16 protein-coding genes are annotated in these 16,410 nt (G+C 38.2%); 7 read left to right on the top strand and 9 right to left on the bottom strand.

The window, feature by feature from the left end:
- Positions 1–60: 60 nt before the first annotated feature.
- The gene (locus I6E80_RS17780) at positions 61–462 is read left to right on the top strand and encodes an NUDIX hydrolase (RefSeq protein ID WP_197186127.1); all 402 of its coding nucleotides are present in this window, start codon (positions 61–63) and stop codon (positions 460–462) included.
- Here the strand turns inward: I6E80_RS17780 and I6E80_RS17775 are convergent, their stop codons facing one another.
- From I6E80_RS17775 to I6E80_RS17765, 3 genes are all read right to left on the bottom strand, one after another.
- Positions 463–1,560, bottom strand: coding sequence for a polysaccharide lyase family 7 protein (locus I6E80_RS17775; RefSeq protein ID WP_197186114.1), 1,098 nt, complete (start codon positions 1,558–1,560; stop codon positions 463–465). It abuts the gene before it with no gap.
- 347 nt (positions 1,561–1,907) lie between these two features.
- Positions 1,908–2,681: an ABC transporter substrate-binding protein gene (locus tag I6E80_RS17770; protein ID WP_197186113.1), complete on the bottom strand. Its 774-nt coding sequence runs from the start codon at positions 2,679–2,681 to the stop codon at positions 1,908–1,910.
- A 100-nt stretch (positions 2,682–2,781) separates the two neighbouring features.
- Positions 2,782–3,786, bottom strand: a complete 1,005-nt coding sequence (locus tag I6E80_RS17765; RefSeq protein ID WP_197186112.1) for an AraC family transcriptional regulator — start codon at positions 3,784–3,786, stop codon at positions 2,782–2,784.
- Between the two features lie 97 nt (positions 3,787–3,883).
- Between I6E80_RS17765 and I6E80_RS17760 the strand changes: the two genes are divergently transcribed.
- Positions 3,884–4,330, top strand: a complete 447-nt coding sequence (locus I6E80_RS17760) for an SRPBCC family protein (RefSeq protein ID WP_076925293.1) — start codon at positions 3,884–3,886, stop codon at positions 4,328–4,330.
- Positions 4,327–5,148, top strand: a complete 822-nt coding sequence (locus tag I6E80_RS17755) for a sterol desaturase family protein (protein WP_197186111.1) — start codon at positions 4,327–4,329, stop codon at positions 5,146–5,148. Before I6E80_RS17760 ends, I6E80_RS17755 begins: the two co-directional genes overlap by 4 nt.
- 11 nt (positions 5,149–5,159) lie before the next feature.
- Here I6E80_RS17755 and I6E80_RS17750 read toward each other — a convergent pair whose 3' ends face one another.
- From I6E80_RS17750 to I6E80_RS17735, 4 genes are all read right to left on the bottom strand, one after another.
- On the bottom strand, positions 5,160–6,998 hold the full coding sequence (locus I6E80_RS17750; protein WP_197186110.1) for a DUF4105 domain-containing protein: 1,839 nt from the start codon (positions 6,996–6,998) through the stop codon (positions 5,160–5,162).
- A gap of 79 nt (positions 6,999–7,077) precedes the next feature.
- Positions 7,078–7,560, bottom strand: coding sequence for a DUF3015 domain-containing protein (locus tag I6E80_RS17745; RefSeq protein WP_024589733.1), 483 nt, complete (start codon positions 7,558–7,560; stop codon positions 7,078–7,080).
- Between the two features lie 170 nt (positions 7,561–7,730).
- Positions 7,731–8,120 (bottom strand): hypothetical protein, encoded by a 390-nt coding sequence (locus I6E80_RS17740; protein ID WP_024600699.1) that lies wholly within the window; start codon positions 8,118–8,120, stop codon positions 7,731–7,733.
- On the bottom strand, positions 8,117–8,422 hold the full coding sequence (locus I6E80_RS17735) for a hypothetical protein (protein WP_002962854.1): 306 nt from the start codon (positions 8,420–8,422) through the stop codon (positions 8,117–8,119). Before I6E80_RS17735 ends, I6E80_RS17740 begins: the two co-directional genes overlap by 4 nt.
- Positions 8,423–8,695: 273 nt before the next feature.
- On the opposite strand from I6E80_RS17735, the gene I6E80_RS17730 reads away from it, so the two are divergent.
- Entirely contained in the window at positions 8,696–9,115 is a 420-nt protein-coding gene (locus tag I6E80_RS17730; RefSeq protein ID WP_197186109.1) for a VOC family protein, read from the top strand.
- A 193-nt stretch (positions 9,116–9,308) separates the two neighbouring features.
- Positions 9,309–10,127: a hypothetical protein gene (locus tag I6E80_RS17725; protein ID WP_197186108.1), complete on the top strand. Its 819-nt coding sequence runs from the start codon at positions 9,309–9,311 to the stop codon at positions 10,125–10,127.
- Between the two features lie 24 nt (positions 10,128–10,151).
- Here I6E80_RS17725 and I6E80_RS17720 read toward each other — a convergent pair whose 3' ends face one another.
- On the bottom strand, positions 10,152–11,036 hold the full coding sequence (locus I6E80_RS17720; RefSeq protein ID WP_076925329.1) for an AraC family transcriptional regulator: 885 nt from the start codon (positions 11,034–11,036) through the stop codon (positions 10,152–10,154).
- Between the two features lie 184 nt (positions 11,037–11,220).
- Here I6E80_RS17720 and I6E80_RS17715 point away from each other — a divergent pair, with 184 nt between their 5' ends.
- Positions 11,221–12,366 carry an iron-containing alcohol dehydrogenase gene (locus I6E80_RS17715; protein ID WP_197186107.1) on the top strand — a complete coding sequence of 382 codons (1,146 nt, stop codon included), beginning with the start codon at positions 11,221–11,223 and terminating at the stop codon, positions 12,364–12,366.
- A gap of 361 nt (positions 12,367–12,727) precedes the next feature.
- Positions 12,728–13,174 (top strand): DoxX family protein, encoded by a 447-nt coding sequence (locus I6E80_RS17710; RefSeq protein WP_197186106.1) that lies wholly within the window; start codon positions 12,728–12,730, stop codon positions 13,172–13,174.
- Positions 13,175–13,226: 52 nt separating this feature from the next.
- Here the strand turns inward: I6E80_RS17710 and I6E80_RS17705 are convergent, their stop codons facing one another.
- Positions 13,227–16,313, bottom strand: a complete 3,087-nt coding sequence (locus tag I6E80_RS17705; protein ID WP_197186105.1) for a beta-galactosidase — start codon at positions 16,311–16,313, stop codon at positions 13,227–13,229.
- Between the last annotated feature and the right edge of the window lie 97 nt (positions 16,314–16,410).

The following is a 16,410-nucleotide window of genomic DNA, read 5'->3' as shown; positions in this document are numbered from 1 at the left end:
TTGACAATACAAAGCGTGTGGTTCAGCATGGCGGGCAGTAAAAATAAGAGAAAAGACGATATGAGTAATGTAGTAAGAGTAGGGGTTGCGGTTATTATAAAGCATCAAAACACAATTTTACTAGGTGAGCGCATTGGCGCGCACGGTGCTAATACATGGGCAACACCTGGAGGGCATTTAGAGTTTGGTGAAAGTGTTGAGCAATGTGCAATACGTGAAGTGTTTGAAGAAACAGGTTTAAAGGTAAGTAAAATTACTAAGCTTGATTTTACCAATGATATTTTTACAGCAGAGAACAAACACTATATTACGTTGTATGTAAAAGCTGATTTTGAGGGCGGAGAGCCTGAGCTTAAAGAGCCTAATAAATGTTTAAAGTGGCGCTGGTGCGATATTAATAATCTACCAACGCCACTTTTTACATCACTAAAAAATTACTTATCTGAGGTTGTACTAGCCTAGTTATTTTGTTGGCGGTGTCGCAGGGCTCAACTCTAGTTTACTAAAGCTTACTTGAGCGTAATCGCCATTTTGTTTATCTTTAGTCCAATCGCCAGTACCTAAACAACCAGGGTACCAAATACCTTTCGCGCTTTTAGTACTACATTGGTTATAAGCGCCGGCTTTAAAGTAATGCCAATCTGCAGCGTAACCATGTGGATGGTCTTTTTCATCTACTTTGCCATAAGCATCTACGTTATTACCTAAATTAATAGAGTAGTTAACGTCTTCTTTGCCTTGTGCGCTAAATGTAAGGTGCATAACATTTTTATACACATTTACCGTGTAGCTAAATTCTTCACCTAGTGCAATACCGGCGCTGCCTGGCTCGTTAGGGTTTTCCCATGTATTACCCCAAACAGGGTAAGTAATGTCTGTACGGTCAGGATTTGTTTTAGCTAAGTTACGTTCGTAGTTCCAAAAAACTGAGCCTGTTTTATGTCCTGGCCATTTTTTGTAATATATTTTAAGTGGTTCATTGCCCCAGCCATAACCAAGCTTGGTATCAATAAGTGCCTGATCTTTACCTGCGTGAATTTGCCCTACAACAACCGAGTAAGCCGCTTTTTTATCAGGATCAGTCGCACGAAGTGCAACGTGATCTACTTTTAACGTTGCTTCCATTTTTCCACCAACAGAACCAAATCGATCAGATAGCGGGTGAACAGCTAAAGCAAAGTTGTTTTTAGAGTGTTTAGTTTTAATTTTAGTATTTGATCCACGGATCATTTGTCTAAGTTCACTACGGGTATTAGTAGAATTGGCACTTGTAAGCGCTTTATTAGGGGAGGTAAATACCATGTAGCCTTTATCATCAAGATAGAAAAAATCAGGGTGTGCGTAAGTCTGAATTTCTTCTACATCTATTTCATCAATTTTACCGTCGTTGTTTAAATCAACTGGTACATTTATTTTCCAGTGAGATAAATCAAACTTTGTTGCAGGTACAGGCGCATCGCTTTGCTGATTAGTGCTTTGGGTACTTGAACAAGCGGTAAAAAGTAAAGGGGTGATAACGGCTAAAGCCGTAAGTTTAAATGTGGATGTATTTTTTATCATTATTGTCTCTGTGTGATGAAGTAAAAATTGTGCGGTACAGGCATCGTTTAATCTCAATCTAGCATACCAATTTAACAATTAAAACTTACCAATTAGTAAAATTAAATATTTTTTAAATGATTTTTTGTTATACCAATTTGGTTGGGGTGTTTTTTAACGGCTTTTATGGAGGTGTTTGCGGTATGTATTTTTTATGTGCTTGGCTATTCTCTTAATGATGTTTAACGTGGCCTTTGGCGCTAAAGTGTAGTTTTTTTGGGGGGTATTAATTTTGTAGTTTGCCTTGCAGCGTTTAGCAAATAACTAAATAACCACTGCCAATAACTAATGTCGGGCTTTAACCATGGTTAGTGCTGCAAGTTAGTCGTGTTTGGTAATAAAAGTTGCCACTTGTTTAAAATGGCACGGTATTCACCATTTTCTTTAATATTATTTAATGCGTCAGAGAGTGCTTTAGCTGTTTTAGGATTAAGTTGCTTACTTGCTGCAAAATTAAGTGAAGAGGGCAGATCGCTTAAATGAATTCGTTTTGTTATTAGGCTAGGATCGAGTTCTAGGCTTTTTAACTCGTTATCAAGTGTAAGTGTATTAGTTACTACAAAGTCGATTCGGTTTTTATAAAGCATTTGCCAAAGTTGGTTATAGTAGCTGACCAGTATCAAGTTTTTGTTTTCGGTAAAGCCTTTTTGCTTTAAGTAGGCCTCACTCAGGTAGCCTCGAATGGTTGCTACTTTATACTCTTTAGCAAAATTTAAGTGAACGACTTCATCTACATGGTTTTTTAAACTAATTAAATAGGCATCTGCGAAGTACACTTCGCCTAACCACGTATATTTATTAATCCGCTCTGGGGTTTTTAACAAAGACAACATTATCGCGTTGGTACTTGTTTGATGCTCCTTAAAAACGCGGGCCATAGGCATTATTTCAAAATTAGCGGTTAAGTTTGTTTGCTTCACAACGGCTTTGGCAATGTCGACTAAAGCGCCGCTTACTTCACCTTGCTGATTTTTAAAGTGATAAGGAGGAAGGTCTTCAGCTATAAATGTGACGGGGTCTGCGTTACATATGGCACTATAAAACATAAATACACAGGCACTAAATACAACACGCACTAACATAAACAAATCTTTTTAAATAATATTATCGCTAGTGTAAAGATTGCTGCTTAAAAGGTATACATTTTATGTTTATTTAATGTAAATAAACAGCATTAGTACCTTACTTTGATTTAGCGCTTTTTGTAAATTTTAATGGCGAGCACTTATGCCAGCGTAAAAATGCGCGATTAAAAGAGCTTTGATCTTTAAATCCTAAAATATTAGATAAATCAGCAAGTGGCATGCTGGCTATTAATGCATCTGCACGTTTTTTACGTTCTTTTTCAAGTAACTGAGCAAAGGTTAAGTTTTGTTGTTTTAAGCGTCGTTGTAGCGTTCGGGGTGTTAAATTGAGCGCATCAGCTATGCCTATTAGGTTGCAGTTTTGCAAGGTGGTTTTAGCTGTAAGTAACTGATTAACTTTATCGTCAATACGCTGCTGGCTTTTAAAGTTAGAGAGTTGCTGCTCTGACAATTGCTTAAAAGTAGAATTAATAATGGCGTTATCGGTTTTAAAGGGCAGCGTTAAATAATGGCTCGGAAAGCTAATTTGATTATATTCAGCACTGCTTTTTACAGGGCATTTAAACCATGATTCAAGGGCGCGTCTTTGCAATGGCAACCAATTATAAGTGAAACTAATACTACTTGGCGAAAGCGTTAAGTTTATTAACTGGCGAATTACACTTACCCACGCGGTCATGTTTCGTAAAACTACATGCTCATTACAACTTTGATGAGCAATCCAACGAATAGTTGCTGTATCAGTATTTAGTTCAAACTTGGCCTTACCAATATCAGCCACCAAGCTGTCGTAGCTTAACAATGCTTTAATGGCACTGCTTAAGTTATCGCTTGATTCAATTAAGTAACCTAAAACGCCGTAGTCAGCAGTGCGAATTTGCTGACCTAGGGTAAAACCAAAAAGAGGGTCGTTAAGTGTTTTCTTGCCATAAACTAATAAAGCATTGTAACTATTTAAACTAATACGCGGCGCTAATTGATGGGTATGCTGATTACTAAATTCGTCAAAGCTAATAGCGTGCAAAGCCGTTTTAGTATTAATGCCTTGCGCTTGTAAGTAATCAAGAATACTTGAAAAGTAATGATCAGCTAATGTGTGCATTTGTCATCTAAAGCTAAAAAATAGTCGTGTATTAGCAAGTTTGCCACGTTAAATTTTTATATGCTAGTTGAATGCCTAATAACCTCTTGCTGTAAAAATGATACTTATAACAATTAAACAAACGCTTAATGCACAGCCAAAGCAAATAATAAGCACACTATTGGATCATCAACAGTTGCATCGATTTTTTAATGCCAAATTTAAGCTGCTACAAGCACAAAACGAAGGGCAAATAGAAGGCGGGAAAGGATCTGTTAGGCAAGTAAAAATAGGTAAAATAACGTTTTCAGAGCAAATAATCAGTGCCGATCAAAATCATATCAGTTATCAAATAGTAGGCGATAAACCAGTAGCTAATCATCGAGGCGATATATACCTCATTGCAAATAAAGACATCAATACTTTAGTTACCGAACTTAACTATTGCATAAGCTGCTCAGCTCCGTGGTGGATGCCAAATGCATTACTTAAATATGTTATTACAAAAGATATAACCCAAGCGTTAAACAATTTAAATAATTATTTTTTGGTGGGTAAAGCATGAACTCAGAAATTATTTTACTCGCTCTGAGCCCATTATTTTTGATATTTGTTTGCTCTGAGTTTATTAAGTTTAAGCGCTATTACGACATAAAAGATAGCTTAGCAAATACAGTGTTAGCGCTATTGCACCAAGGCGCCGATGCTATTGCGTTACTGCTATTAATGCCTTTATTTAATTGGTTGTATGACTATAGATTGTTTGATATTGAAGTGAGTATATTAAGTATTGCATTTGCATTTTTACTGCAAGATTTTTTGTATTATTGGTTTCATAAAGCATCGCATCATATTCATTGGTTGTGGGCTGCACATGTGGTGCACCATAGTTCAACTAAAATGAATTTCACCACCGCATTTAGGCAAAGCTTAATGTACCCCGTAGCCGGTATGTGGATGTTTTGGCTACCTATGATTTTAATTGGATTTGAACCGCTAACAGTATTTAGCGTGGTTGCATTAAATTTGGCGTATCAATTTTTTGTACATACTCAAATAGTGGGTAAGTTAGGCTGGTTTGAAAAAGTCTTTAATACGCCTTCGCATCATCGAGTTCATCACGCAATAAATGCAGGTTACCTTGATAAAAATTTTGCAGGTGTACTTATTATTTGGGATAAGTTATTTGGCACCTTTGTAGAAGAAGATAAATCAAAGCCTTGTAAATACGGCATTATAGGGCAGCTTAATAGCAATAACCCAGTCGTTATTACGTTTCATCAGTGGGAGCACTTATTTAAAAGTGTTTATAAGGCATCAGGAATAAAAGCTAAATGTAGAGTGCTATTTGGCTACCCTACAAGTAGCATTAAACATAAATAATGTTGAATAAGTTAAAAGTAAAACTGCATAGCTAAACTCATTGATGAATTATGGCTATGCCATTGAGCATGCTGTAATTTGCTGCGCAGCGATACATTGCGAGAAACAGCGTAATTCCATGTTATAGCTATTTCGCTGTGCTTACTTGCTGCGTTATCAGTTAGCCATAATATATTGCCAGTTAAAGCGAGTTTATGGTTATTGTTTATTTGCCAAATTACACCGGCTTCGCTGCCTATTCCTGTACTAAGTCGGTCGGTTATATCGCCTGTATTTAGCTCAAATTGACTAAGAATATAGCCGTGTACATTATTAGGATCGCCATAAGATTTACCATAACCTCCTTTTGTAAAAAAGCGGCCTAAACGTTTACTGTCACTTGGTTGTCGGTCAAAGCCCATTTTAAAGTTCCACGACCAGCTATCAAATACGCGATTATCGGGTGCAAGCGACATAGCATCTAATAAGTAAAAATGTTCAATATCTGCATTTCCTTCGTCAGTAATAGAGGTTTCCAAATCAAAAAAACTAATTTGTGCACCCGCTATAAAACCTTCAGGCCTATCTAGTAAGTCATGATACGCAAGCCTATAACCAAAATTTGTAAGGTTTGCTTGGTTATTATTTTGTACCCTACCTAGCGATACTTTAGAAGAACCATGACCTTGCTCTGGAGAAGCAATAGGGCGGCTTGGCTTAGTAAATGGCGAGGCTACTTTATATTTGCTGCGCATTAGGAGTAGCTTAGTTAGTCGCGGGGCAATTTCTTCACGATTTAATGCTTTATCGTAAAATTCAAAATTTAACCATTCATACGCCATTTCTAATATAGCGACTAATTGCGACTGTGAGTAATTACGAGTATTGAGAGAGCCACCTTGCATTAACTCTCTTGCATCATCAAGTTGTTCGTCAGTCATCTGAGTAGAGTAATGGTTTAGCTTAGTACCAAAAGCAGGGCGGTAATTAGGTGTTTGTAATAAGTTGTTATTTCTTAGTACTGCAACGGTATCTGATGGAATAGCTTGCATATTAAATGACGATGTTAAATCAAGGTCCTCTTGCGCAAGTTGTAATAATGCAAGTAATTGGTAAGAGCAGTTTTCATCAATAAAAAAGTAATCGAATGTAGCTAATTGTAGCTCCCACAAGTGCAATAAAATGAGCTCTACCTGTGGCTCTGATAAATTAAGTTTATATTCCCAAATATCACGAGATTCTAAGTCATTATATTCGCGTACTTTTTTATAGTACGGCATAAGTGAAAACTTACCTGGGTAGCTGCCAATCAAGCCTTTTAGTGCATACATAGCTGCGTTATCTGAGCCGTCTGGTTCTGCTGCAAAATTAACTGCGAATGCGAGCAACTCTTTATGGCGAGTCTGATCTTTTGCATCAATACGAAGTAAAGTGTGGCCAAACATTGATGATGGGCTATTCATAAATGCAGTTGGAAAAACTAACGTAACCCCTCTAGGGTTTATTATTTTTTGCCACGCCTGTAGCTCTGGGCAATTAAGTTCGGGCCAGTTATTTTTAATTTTTGTTTTTAGCCATTTATAACGTGCAGGAAACTGACAACGATATTGTGTTGTTTTTGGGTCAGTATTTTTACCACTAAATGCGGCTATAGTGGCTTTAAGTTCGTCATATGGGCTTGTTTTACCTGTAGGAGATAAAAAAAACTCAGCACTGTCTGCTTCACTTTTCCAATCACCTAATATGGCCCCGCGGTAGTGACCTAATTTAAGCCAGTAAGGGTGTGTTGCTAATGTATTTGTTTCAATACTTTGAGCGTTTGAGTAAGTACTAAAAAGTGCGAGCAGTAAACCAAATAATATTTTTTTCATAATCACTAAATTACAAAAGCCGCTAGAGAAATACTCCAGCGGCTTTATTTATACGTATAAAACCGGCTAATTTAGCTGATTAAGAAAGAGTATAAGAAGCAAGTTGTGCGTTACTTGCAAGAACAGTGTTTAGGTTTTCTAAAACTGTTTGTGAAGTCACGTTTTCAGAAGTAAATACTGAAGAAAACTGTGCTTGAGCAAGCTTATTGAACGCTGCTTTATCTTGATCTGCAACACCCCAAGCTTCAGCTAGAGTAGCTAAAGTTTCGCCTTCACCTTTTGACATATCACGAGCAAGTTGCTCCATGTTACCGTCAATGAATAAAGCGATTTTTTCTGAAGAAGTTACTGTACCAGTACCATCACAACCAAGAGTACCAAAAGTGATACCAAAAGTTTGGTTACCAGATGTACCGTTTGTTGTAGCGCCTAAAATTTTAACGCCTTTACCTTGCTGACCAGCAAATAACATAGAACCAAGACCACAACCAATATCTTGGTCAGCCATTGCGTTTGAGAAAGGAAGTAAAGATAGTGCAGCTACTGCGATTAGTTTTTTCATTTTCATAAATCCATATATGATTGTCTTTATTTAGGGTAAATAAAGTTCGCGGGAGATTCTAACAGACTTGCAGAGAAAAAGAACAGCTTAAAACATGAATATTTTACACTCTAAATTCTCTACTATATTAAAGCGAATGCTGGGAGAAACTTGACCAGCTCAATAATTTTTTATTGAACTGGTGGCGGCTTTTTACTTCTTGGGGCACCTAACAAAATACAAGTATGGCAGATACATACAGATAAAAATGCACTAATACCCAACGCACCGCCGTAGCCGTCAAGTTTTGGTACAAGGAACTCAAATAATATTGAAAACAAAATAGATGAGCTTGCTACGGTATAAATACCAAATCGATGTGGGGCGCTCATACCTATGAATGTGCCGCCAAAAAATACAATTGCGTATAAATCGGAGTTCAAATTTAAAGCGCTAAAAATTAAATAAGCAATAATGGAAAGTGAAGACGACGCTCTAACCCCATCAAAGCGACTATGCTTAGCTAAATAAAATGTTAAAAAAGCCCCAAGCAGTACAAGTAACGGGTATTCAATACTCATAATACAATTCCTTTAGCTAATACAAAAAGTGCCACGCTTGCAAAAGCTACACTGCCAAGCTTGCCACCAAAACCCGTAAACATATTCATAGTAAGCACATACAAACTTGAGCCAATAAGCGAAATAATAGCAATTTCCCAGTAACTGGTAATTAAATGGGTTGAACACATACCGGCAAAGCTACCAGCATAAATTGCAGCATAAGGATGATTTTTATAACGCGCAGGAAAGGGAATAAACGAGCCAATAAGCCCCGTTAGCGCAGCAGAAATTACTAAAGGCAGTGCAAAAGTAGTGTGCATAGCAAAGCAAGCTACAAAGCCTAAAAAGAAAGTAATGAATTTTAAAAGTAAGAATTTAATCATAGCGGCGCATTTTAAACTAATCCTTTTGCGCTTTCTAATACTCTCTAACAAATAAATGTTATAAGTAATTACACATTTAAAAAGCGTGTTTTTTAAACGACTTTTAGGTATTAAATATGCTTAATAGCGCTGCTGTTAATGTTCTATAAATCACAAATTATGTATAATGGCGATAATTTAATGTATTAAAGTGTTAACCAAGGGTTATTTATGTCTAACTGTTTACATCTGGCTATTCCGGCTGGCGATTTAAAAGTGGCTAAAGCGTTTTATTGTGACGTACTAGGCTGTAAAACCGGTAACAGTGAAGAAGGTCGCTGGGTAGATATAGACTTTTGGGGTAATGAACTTACCTTGCACCAGAGTGTTGAGCGCTTACCAACAGTTCGCCATGATGTTGATATGGGAGCTGTAGCAGTACCCCACTTTGGGATTCACTTATCTGAAGATGAATTTAATGGATTAAAAAAACGTATTGAAGATGCGGGTATTGAATACCTAGATAAACCATACCGTCGTTTTATTGGTGATGAGTTTGAGCAAGAAACGTTTTTTATTGAAGATCCAAATGGCAATGTGCTTGAAATGAAAACCATGGTAAACCCAGAGATTTTATTTAAAAAAGTATAAATGCTGTTGTTTAAGTTAAGCTAAAAAACCACTTTAATAAGTGGTTTTTTTATAACTATTAATCAGTATTTTGATAAATTACTTAATATTTACAGGTGAAAAAAATCACACTACATGCATGATTTTTATTCACTCTACAATGTAGGTATAGCCACGTAAACTCGATTCCAACTCTCATACTTTATTGTTATTCATGCTGCTTAAACTCATAATTGCACCTTTGCTTATTTTACTAATAACATTCGCCCAAAAACGCTTTGGTAGTTTTGTTAGCGGCATAATTCCTGGCTTGCCTATCACCTCGGGCCCAATATCTTATTTTATAGCATTAGAGCAAGGTAAATTATTTGCTGCAAACTCTGCTGTGGCATCTTTATATGGAATGAGCGGCATAGGTTTATTTTGTTTTAGTTACTTGGTTGTATCACGAAGGTTTGGAATGCTTAAATCGCTTTTTACAGCGTTAAGTATTTGGTGTGTATTTAGCGTTATTACTTTATTTTTACCAGTGAATATTATTGTGGCGAGTGTGGTTTCGCTTTGTATTTTACTCGGTTTAACTATTATCTCTACAAAGCTAAATATATCAGTTGATGCAAAACCATTAAATGCCCGCTGGGAGCTTCCGGTAAAAATGATATTAGTGACGAGCTTTATCGTGCTTGTTACGTTTATATCACAGCATATAGGGTCTGCGTGGAGCGGGTTAATCTCTACCTTTCCGGTTATTTTGGCGGTAATGGGCAGTGTTGCCCACTTTAGTGACAAACAAGCCTCAACGTTTAAAATTCTTAATGGCGGTATTATTGGTTCATTAGGTGGGTGTGTATTTTTTGCGGTGATTGCGTTTATGTTAAAACATAATTTTATGATTTGGCAGGTGTACGCAACAGCTGCCATTTGCTCAACGTTATTTACTATTATTTTTAGCCAACTTATTAATCGCCAATTTACTAAGCAAGCTTTGCTAAACACCAAAAAAGCAGTGCTTAAGATTAACTCGCTCGGTTAATTTACATCTCTAAGACCATTATCTTTAGCTATGTAGTTGAGTTAACATTTCACTAGGTGTTTTATTAAAGTGGCGTTTAAATTCGCGGCTAAATTGCGATGGGCTCGTATAGCCAACCTTTAATGCAGCTTCGTTGGCTTTACTTCCACTAGTGGTTATAAGCTCTTTAGCCTTAGCTAAGCGTACTTTTTTTAAATACTGCAAAGGTGACTCAAACGTTACTTGCCTAAAAGCACGATGGAACGACGATACGCTCATGTTTACATCTTCAGCTAATCCTTCAACTGTAATTTGATTGGCATAACTACTGTGCATAGTTGAGAGCGTACGGGCGATACGCGCATAATGCCCATCATGCATAGCAAGCCCTATTAAAGTATGTCCTTGTGGCCCACAAAGTACACGATATACCAATTCTTTTACTATATCTTCGCCAAAAACGTCAGCCTCAATGGGGTTATTAAGCACGCTAAGTAAACGGTGTGTTACTTGCTCCATTGCGCCATCTATTTTAGCCGATTGAACGCCACTCATTTGCCCAGTAGTGAATGGCTTATGTGTACCAATTTGGTTTACTAATTTATGTAACATTACCGGGTTTATATCTATAACAATACCCATAACAGGTAGGTTGTTATCGGTAAAAGCTTCGCATTCAAGTGGCACAGGCACACCTAAAACAAGGTAGTCGCCTTCACCATATTTTATTTGATGATCAGGAAAATGAATTATCTTATGTCCTTGCCCAACAATAATAATACCTGAGTTATATATAAGTGGCTGGCGCGGCGAGCTTTTACTTGCACGATGAAAATACACACCTGGAATAATGGTTTCCATGTTGCCTTCAAAGTTAAGTAAATTATTGTGCTCTGCAAATTTTTGCATCATGTTGGCTATTGAGGACATTAAAGCATCTACTATCGTACGAATTTTGCTTAAAATATCAATGTTGACAGTTTTAGGCAAGATTTTGCGAGTTATTGGGCTTTTTTTATGTTTGTTTTGCCACTAATATGCACTCATTGAAGTTTAGCTTAGTGAGTAACTAAGCATTATATTTAGTATTTAACCGTCACCTAGGAGCAAAATAATGAAATTTAGCTACGTAAACCCAACACTTATCCAGTTCGGCCAAGAACAAATTGCCTCACTAACTGATTTGATCGCAAAGGATCAAAAAGTACTTGTAGTGTACGGCGGCGGTTCAATTAAAAAGAACGGCGTGTACGACCAAGTTGCAGCAGCACTTGAAGGCTTTGACTGGGTTGAATTTTCGGGTGTAGGCGCTAACCCAACTATAGAAGTACTAGACCAAGCAGTAAAAATTTGTAAAGAACAAGGCATCGACTTTGTACTAGGTGTAGGCGGCGGTTCAGTAATCGACGGCGTTAAATACATTGCAGCATCTGCAGTTTATGATGGAGAAGGTTGGGATATTCCTACTGGTAAGCACACTATTACTAGTGCATTACCAATTGGTGCAATATTAACATTGCCTGCAACGGGTTCAGAGTCTAACCAAAACTCAGTTGTGAGCAAAGAAGCAACGAAGCAAAAACTACCGTTTGCATCACCAGAAGTACTTCCTAAATTTGCGATTATGGACCCTGATGTAATGAAAACATTACCACAGCGCCAACTTGTGAATGGATTAGTAGATGCATGGGTTCATACCTGTGAGCAGTACCTAACATTCCCTGAAACAGCATTGGTTCAAGAAGGTTACGCAGAGGCGCTTTTAAGAACGCTTAAAACACTGGGCGATAACTTTGAAAACCAAGACGATGCATGGCGTGCAAACCTTATGTGGGCAGCTAACCAAGCACTTAATGGTTTAATTGGTTCTGGTGTATCGCAAGATTGGGCAACACACATGATTGGCCACGAACTTACAGCTGCTTACGGTGTTGATCATGCTCGTTCACTTGCTATTGTTCAGCCTTCTTTACTACGCAACCAATTTGCAGTTAAAAAAGCAAAGCTTGAGCAAATGGGTAAAAACGTATTTGGTCTTGAGCAATCTGACGACTTAGCTGAGAAAACAATTGAAGCAATTGAAGCGTTTTACCACAGCCTTGACGTAGCAACTGTGCTTACTGAGCATGGCGATGATAAAGCAGCTGCGATTGACAACATTATTGGCAAACTTGAAGCGCATGGCATGCTAGCACTTGGTGAGAACCAAGCTATTACGCTTAAAGAAAGCCGCGAAATTTTAGAGCAAGCTGTTGCTTAATCATTTTAAAGTAACTTAAAACTTAAAGCCGCTAACGTTTAAAGCTAGCGGCTTTTTTGTGAGTTATACCAATCCGCAATAATACTTAATCATTTTGCGGGGCTAAACGTATCGCTATCTGCGTTAAAAAATTCTCATTTAGAACAACTAAATAGCAAATTTTTTGCCTAGTTATCAACACGTTTTTCCATCCTCAAAATAGATCACTTAATTAAGTGAATTGGTATTAAATAAATTAAAAACACTGCATTGATAATTAACCAATAATGCTGGTATTAATGTTTGCAAATGATGATAGTAAACTGTGCTCAACGGTTAGAAGAAATCTAACGCTCAAATAAATTAAACAGGACTAAAACTCATGAAATTGCTAAACACATTACTTAGCTCAAAAGCAGGCGCAGCAGCATTAATTTTACGAGTGCCTGTGGGCCTTATTTTAGCTGCGCATGGTGCACAAAAATTATTTGCTTGGTTTGGCGGTTATGGCCTTGAAGGTACAGGTCAATGGATGGCGAGTATTGGTTTAGAGCCAGGCTACTGGTTAGCAATGATGGCCGGTAGTGCAGAGTTTTTTGGTGGTATTGCCTTGGTTATTGGTTTATTAACACGCCCAGCAGCGGTTGTTGCTGGCTTTACTATGCTAATTGCTATTTTTAGCGTGCATATTAGTCATGGTTTGTTTATGGCAAACAATGGCTACGAATATGCGTTAACGTTACTTGTTGTAATGGCTGCACTTGCCATTCAAGGAGCGGGAAGTTTTTCGCTTGATAACGTATTAGCTAAAAAACTAGCTAATAAATAACGTTTATAAATTTAAAAAACAGCGGCCAATTTGGCCGCTATTTTTGTTTAAATTATTTAGCAGATAATGTTAAAGAATAGCTGTACTGTTTTTGTTCGAGTAAATATTCTTTATGTGTACTTGGGCTCCATGAATCATCGCCACCAACCCCCATATGTTGATGATCAATATGTACATGTACGCAATCATCAGCAATTAGTTCGTTAGTGTGTTTCGCCTGAGTTAACATGCTTTGAGAATACTCGCTAGCTGCAAACAAAAACGCGCCAGTCACGGTTAAGTTATTAATACTCAGTAATTGGCAATCGCTACGCAGACCATTATCAGTTGGGAATATATACGGTGTATGTAGCTCATTTAAGCTCAAGCTGTAATAACCTAAACGTGCTGCGGCTTTGCGATCTGGGTAGTTTTCGAAAGGCCCTAAACCTAGCCAGTTTATTTTTGTATCGCTTTGCTTATTAAGCGTTGTACTTAGCCCTATACGCGGCATTGGCGGCAGGATATCGTTTAAGTGCACGTTAATATTTAGGCTAATATTACCGGTATTATTTAGTGTATATAGCCACTGTGTTTGAGCCTGTAGCACGCCGTTAAACTCGTAATTAAATACACAAGTAATACGTACATCAACACTTGATTGCACTGCGTGAATTGAGCTACATGTGCGCTGCCATTGCCCTATACCTGCACGCAACCAACGAGCCTCCCACGCATTAGGATCTAGGTTATCTACTTCGCTTACACCAATGTCGTTATCAAGTGGCGCACGATAAAAGTTATCAACCAGTGGGCTACTAATAACCTGAGTATCGTTTTGTAACCACTGGTCTATAAGCCCTGATTGCTTGTTAAAAATAAGTTTAAACTTATCGTTTTCAATATTTAGGTGGGAGTCAGTTTCATTAACACTTATAGCGCTTTGCTTAGAGGTTGGTGTAAATGATTTATCGTTTAAATTATTACTGTTCATTAGCTTAAACTGCTCGGTATCCATAATATGTTGAGCGTTTGCAAAGTGTGAGTCGTTAATTAGCGCTACATCTAAATTAAGGTAATATTGCGCACCTTGCTCAAACGCTGTTTTAGTTTTAATCGTTAACGTGTGCGTACTTTGCGGCGCTATATTAAGTACTTGCTCGCCTTGCTCAACACACACGCCATTTTGCATTAATTGCCAAACGAGCTTTTCGTTATCGGTGTGCCTAAATACGTAATCGCTAAATACCTCAATGGTGTATTGGTTTTGATTTTGCTCACGCAATGTAAATTGTAAATGCTGTTGGCTGTATTTAGCTTCAAACAGGCTAGGGTGTGGTGTTCGGTCTGGGAACAATAACCCGTTTATACAAAACTGTCGGTCATTTAGTTCATCACCAAAGTCGCCACCGTAAGCCCAGTAATGCTCACCGTTTTCGTCAGTTTTAGATAAACCTTGGTCTACCCAATCCCAAATAAAGCCGCCTTGCAAACGCGGGTATTCTCTAAATGCTTGCCAGTAATCGTCAAAGCTACCTAGGCTGTTACCCATTGCGTGAGCGTATTCGCATAAAATAAGCGGGCGAGTTTCACCTGGTAGGCTTAACCATTTTTTAATTGAAAACTTAGGTACCGCATCGTCTTTAATATCGGTATCTACACGGGCGTACATAGGGCAAATAATATCGGTAGCCGTTGTATTTGCACCGCCGCCTTCGTATTGCACTGGGCGAGAAGGGTCAAAGCTTTTTGACCAGCCATACATAGCATCATGATTTGCGCCGTGTCCGCATTCGTTTCCTAGTGACCAAATAATAATTGAGGCGTGGTTTTTGTCGCGCTCAACCATTTGCGTATAGCGCGACATAAATGCACCGGCCCACTGCGGATCGCTTGCTAAACGCCCCATAGGAAACATGCCGTGGGTTTCTATATTGGCTTCGTCCACTACGTATAAACCTAGTTCGTCACATAACTCGTAAAAGCGTGGATGGTTAGGGTAGTGAGCAGTACGCACGGCGTTAAAGTTATTTTGCTTCATCAGCTTAATATCTTCAATCATATCGGCGGTAGTAACTGCATGACCGTTTTCTGGGTGGTGCTCGTGGCGGTTAACGCCGCGAATAAGTAGCGGCTTGCCGTTTAGACAAAGCTGCCCGTTAAGCATTTCTACTTTTCTAAAGCCAATGTTGTAGGCTTCTACATCTACAGTGTTGCCTTGCTCATCTAACAGGCTTACAACACAGCTGTATAAGTAAGGGGTTTCGGCGGTCCATTTGTTAGGGCTTTGTATATCAATTGTTTGAAATACAACATCGCTCCAGCCACCTTTTTCATCAACACGTTTATTGTTAGTGCTTTGAATCTGTGGCTCACATAGCGCCTGTTCCCCATCAAAAACTTGCACTGCTACTTGATAGTTATTTGGCGCATTAATCGCGGTTTTTATATGTAGCGTTGCATCACGGTAGCAAGCGTCTAAATCGGGGGTTATAAACACATCACGTATTTGGTTTTGCGGTTTTGTAAGTAAGTTAACATCGCGAAAAATACCGCTTAGCCACCACATGTCCTGATCTTCTAAGTAACTGCCATCGCTCCAGCGAATAACCATAATGGCAATACGGTTGGTGCCTGCAACTAACAGTTCGCTTAAATCAAACTCGCTTGGCAAGCGGCTATCTTGTGAATAACCCACCCATTGCCCGTTACACCAAAGGTGAAACGCCGAGTTAACGCCTTCAAAAATAATATGATTACGCTGAGCTAATTGATCCGCCGTAATCGTAAATTCAGTGCGGTAACAGCCTGTAGGGTTATCGCTTGGTACAAAAGGCGGGTTAACTGCAAACGGGTATTTAACATTACAGTAAATAGGTTTATCAAAACCGTGTAATTGCCAGTTAGAAGGCACAGTAATGCTTTGCCAGTCGCTGTTTAGTGTTTTACTTAGCAACGACTCATCGACCGCTTCGGGTTTATCAAATAATTTAAAATCCCAGTGACCGTTTAAACTTTGCTTTTGCGATTGTGTGTTAGTACGGGCATGTTCAACGCTTTTAAAACCATTGAGTGGGCTGTGCGCTTTTACTTGATTAACTTGTACTGAAATTGGGTTTTCCCAATCGCGGCGATTAATTATGTGCTGTAAAGAGGTCATGTTTATCCTATTGCATAAGCGGGCAATTATAATGCGCTAAATATAGCTAAAAATAATCGCAGGGGTTATGCTTAAAGCTCTCTTTTATTTATCCAAA

It is taken from the genome of Pseudoalteromonas sp. NSLLW218, from assembly GCF_015864775.1.
Classification (GTDB): Bacteria; Pseudomonadota; Gammaproteobacteria; order Enterobacterales; family Alteromonadaceae; genus Pseudoalteromonas.
This window is presented reverse-complemented; position numbering and strand designations above follow the sequence as displayed.

Coding starts and splice junctions, on each gene's coding strand:
- I6E80_RS17780 (WP_197186127.1), top strand. CDS start 61: ATGAGTAATGTAGTAAGAGTAGGGGTTGCGGTTATTATAAAGCATCAA.
- I6E80_RS17775 (WP_197186114.1), bottom strand. CDS start 1,560: ATGATAAAAAATACATCCACATTTAAACTTACGGCTTTAGCCGTTATC.
- I6E80_RS17770 (WP_197186113.1), bottom strand. CDS start 2,681: ATGTTAGTGCGTGTTGTATTTAGTGCCTGTGTATTTATGTTTTATAGT.
- I6E80_RS17765 (WP_197186112.1), bottom strand. CDS start 3,786: ATGCACACATTAGCTGATCATTACTTTTCAAGTATTCTTGATTACTTA.
- I6E80_RS17760 (WP_076925293.1), top strand. CDS start 3,884: ATGATACTTATAACAATTAAACAAACGCTTAATGCACAGCCAAAGCAA.
- I6E80_RS17755 (WP_197186111.1), top strand. CDS start 4,327: ATGAACTCAGAAATTATTTTACTCGCTCTGAGCCCATTATTTTTGATA.
- I6E80_RS17750 (WP_197186110.1), bottom strand. CDS start 6,998: ATGAAAAAAATATTATTTGGTTTACTGCTCGCACTTTTTAGTACTTAC.
- I6E80_RS17745 (WP_024589733.1), bottom strand. CDS start 7,560: ATGAAAAAACTAATCGCAGTAGCTGCACTATCTTTACTTCCTTTCTCA.
- I6E80_RS17740 (WP_024600699.1), bottom strand. CDS start 8,120: ATGAGTATTGAATACCCGTTACTTGTACTGCTTGGGGCTTTTTTAACA.
- I6E80_RS17735 (WP_002962854.1), bottom strand. CDS start 8,422: ATGCACACTACTTTTGCACTGCCTTTAGTAATTTCTGCTGCGCTAACG.
- I6E80_RS17730 (WP_197186109.1), top strand. CDS start 8,696: ATGTCTAACTGTTTACATCTGGCTATTCCGGCTGGCGATTTAAAAGTG.
- I6E80_RS17725 (WP_197186108.1), top strand. CDS start 9,309: ATGCTGCTTAAACTCATAATTGCACCTTTGCTTATTTTACTAATAACA.
- I6E80_RS17720 (WP_076925329.1), bottom strand. CDS start 11,036: ATGTCCTCAATAGCCAACATGATGCAAAAATTTGCAGAGCACAATAAT.
- I6E80_RS17715 (WP_197186107.1), top strand. CDS start 11,221: ATGAAATTTAGCTACGTAAACCCAACACTTATCCAGTTCGGCCAAGAA.
- I6E80_RS17710 (WP_197186106.1), top strand. CDS start 12,728: ATGAAATTGCTAAACACATTACTTAGCTCAAAAGCAGGCGCAGCAGCA.
- I6E80_RS17705 (WP_197186105.1), bottom strand. CDS start 16,313: ATGACCTCTTTACAGCACATAATTAATCGCCGCGATTGGGAAAACCCA.